We start from the raw sequence: 3,075 nt of genomic DNA on the forward strand, positions 1-3,075 counted from the left end.
GAACATGCCATAACCTTTAACAACTCACTATAGTTTATATTTTTGCCACGTCATGCTGAAAAAGATACTGGCATTTATATTATTGTTCGCGCACCTGAACACATCCATGTTCATTCCGCAGATGGATGAGGAGGTTGATGTGTACGATAGTGCCGGTAACCAGGTAGACGATATCAACACGCTGATCGAGTATATCGACCAGAATGTACTGGGCCACAATGATAACAGTCCCGAAGATGAAGACGATGATACCGCTCGCCCCCTGCACGTGATAAAGATCGTTGACTACAGCTTTCATCCCTTCTTCGAAGAAGCGCAGACAAAAGAGTCAATCCAAAAAGAACCCGCCATAGTATTTACCGGCTATATTGACCATAAACCCACAGCCGGTTTCACCAACATTTTGCTGCCACCACCTAAAACAGCTTAAAGCAAAAGGCAAAAGTTTTACTGTATAAAGCCATGCAAATTACTGTCCCCATGGACAGTGTTTCTGGCTTTAGCTTCCCTTTGCCCTTTGCCTTTTGCCCTGGTAACCGACTTTATTGTACTTAAATAAACAACAATGAAATTCACCTCATTGGTGCGTATAGCATTGGTGCTTACGTGCCTATTTAGCCCTGTACTACAAAGCGTGGCCCAGGACACGACGCGGATCTCTTTACCCGAAGCGGAAAAACAATTCACTGCTAAAAACCTGGAGTTGATGGCGGAGAAATACAACATCGACATCGCCCGCGCCCAGGTGCTGCAAGCCCGGGTATACAACAACCCCAACCTGCAACTGGTAGCCAACGTGTACAATCCCGATCAAAAAAAGTGGTTCGATGTAAGCAATGGCACCGGTGAGTACATCGCCAACGTGCAACAATTGATTATCCTCGCCGGTAAACGCAACAAACAAATTAAACTCGCTCAAACAGGTGTATTAATGGCCGAGAACCGTTTCTACGACCTGCTGCGCACCCTGCGCTTTACCCTGCACAGCGACTTTTACCAGGCCGGTTTTCTGCAACAGGCCATTGCTGCTTACCAGCTTCCCATTGCTTCATTGGAAAAGCTCACCGCCAATTACAACGAGCTTCAATCCAAGGGTGTAATCACCCTCAAAGAAGTGGTTCGGGTAAAATCGCTTTTATACAATCTGCAAACAGAACAAACAGCCCTGCAAAATCAACTCAACGATGTAGAGGCGGAGTTGCAATTACTGTTGCAAAACAATCATACCTGGTTTATCCCTGAAACCAATGTCTCGGCCGCCAACATGGGTTCTATCCGTCAATACCAGTTGCCGGTACTGATCGACAGCGCTTATGCCAACCGGTACGATCTGCAACTGGCCAACAACTCACTGGTGTACAGTCAGCAAAATTACAGTCTGCAAAAGGCCATGGCAGTGCCTGATCTTATGTCGGGCGTGCAGTTTGATAAACGTGGCAGCTTTGTCAACAACGCTACCTTCTTTTCTGTGGCTATGGACCTGCCCTTCTTTAACCGCAACCAGGGCAATATTAAAGCGGCTAAAATTGCCGTGGATCAAAGCAATACCGCCCTGGTTCAACAACGGTTATCGGTAGAGAATGAAGTGCAACAGGCCTATGGCAAGGCATTGAACACCGAGAAAATGTTGAAGACCATCGATCCTAATTTTCAAAACGACTTCGATAAATTACTAAAAAGTATCACCGAGAATTTCGAAAAAAGAAATATCAGCTTACTCGAGTTCACCGACTTCTATAGTTCCTATAAAGAAAATGTGCTGCAATGGAATCAATTGCAGAACGATCGTATTCAGGCCATAGAGACCCTGAACTTTTCCATTGGAAAACCCATCGTAAACCTCTAAATAAAGAGATCATGATCAGCTATAAATCAACCATCATTCCTGCTTTCGTTATTATTACAGCCGCCGTTGCCTGTGGCAGACCTGAAGCCGCCACTCCAAAGGAGAATGGCACCTTAGACAGCATCATTCGCAATGTAACTACCACCCCGGTAACTGTTGAGAACGAAACGGAATATATAAAACTGAATGGTAAAATTCAGGCCAATGAAGACCACCAGGCAAAAGTATACGCCCTGGCCAGTGGTAAAATAAAAAGCGTGAACGTGGCCCTGGGCGATAAAGTGCAAAAGGGTCAAACCCTGGCCGTGCTGCAAAGTATGGAAGTAGCCTCCAGCTCAAACGACGTGTCGCTGGCCGAAGCCAATGTGACCATCACCAAAAAAAATATGGAAAGCACCAAGGACCTGTACGATGGCAACCTGGCTACCGAACGGGATTACCTGACCGCAAAAGTGGAATATAACAAAGCCTTGTCTGAACTAAACCGGGCTAAACAGGTACAGGCCATCACCGGCGGCAAAAACGCCCTCTACGAATTAAAGGCGCCGCTCACCGGTTATGTGACTGAAAGAAACATAACCAGCAACTCGGAAGTTCGGCAGGATAACAGCAACCCGCTGTTCACCGTGGCCGATCTCTCCAATGTATGGGTGATCGCCAACGTATATGAATCTGACATCAGCAAAATTCACACAGGTGATGAAGTGACCGTAACCACCCTGGCTAATCCCAATCAACCTTATACCGGCAAGATCGATAAAATATACACCGTGCTGGACCCTGCTACCCGCACCATGAAAGTGCGCATCAGCATGCCCAACCCCAAAAAAGAATTAATGCCTGAAATGTTTGTGACCGTAAAAGTAAACGGTCAACCTACGGCTGGTATGCTAAGCATTCCCTCCCAGGCGATCGTACTCGACGACAGCAAAAACTTTGTGATCGTTAAAGACACCGGTGGTTTACACATAAAAGAAGTTCAACTGATTAAAAGGGTCGACTCTAAAGCGTATATCCAGGGGCTTAAGGTTAATGATCAGGTGGTTACAAACTCGCAGGTGTTTATATACCAGGCTTTGAGCGAGTAAGAAGCCAGTTTGTAAGTTATTGAGTTCGTTAGTTTGTTAGTTCACCCTTTGAACTCAAGAACCTAATAACTTAATAACTCAAAAACTAACAAACTAAAGAACTCATGAACTTAAGAACCCAAAAGCAGAACTATTAATGAA

3 protein-coding genes are annotated in these 3,075 nt (G+C 45.4%); all 3 read left to right on the forward strand.

Translation table 11 applies throughout. From position 1 onward, the window contains the following. The first annotated feature begins 52 nt into the window (after positions 1 to 52). The 3 genes from ACJ751_RS15120 to ACJ751_RS15130 all read left to right on the forward strand — a co-directional run bounded on the left by ACJ751_RS15120 (position 53) and on the right by ACJ751_RS15130 (position 2,934). Positions 53 to 430: a hypothetical protein gene (locus tag ACJ751_RS15120; RefSeq protein ID WP_407746338.1), complete on the forward strand. Its 378-nt coding sequence runs from the start codon at positions 53 to 55 to the stop codon at positions 428 to 430. A 135-nt stretch (positions 431 to 565) separates the two neighbouring features. Continuing rightward, positions 566 to 1,846: a TolC family protein gene (locus ACJ751_RS15125; RefSeq protein WP_407746339.1), complete on the forward strand. Its 1,281-nt coding sequence runs from the start codon at positions 566 to 568 to the stop codon at positions 1,844 to 1,846. 11 nt (positions 1,847 to 1,857) lie between these two features. After that, positions 1,858 to 2,934, forward strand: a complete 1,077-nt coding sequence (locus tag ACJ751_RS15130; protein WP_407746340.1) for an efflux RND transporter periplasmic adaptor subunit — start codon at positions 1,858 to 1,860, stop codon at positions 2,932 to 2,934. Positions 2,935 to 3,075 lie beyond the last annotated feature (141 nt).

Origin of the sequence: Niastella sp. (assembly GCF_045805085.1) — a bacterium.
GTDB lineage: Bacteria > Bacteroidota > Bacteroidia > Chitinophagales > Chitinophagaceae > Niastella.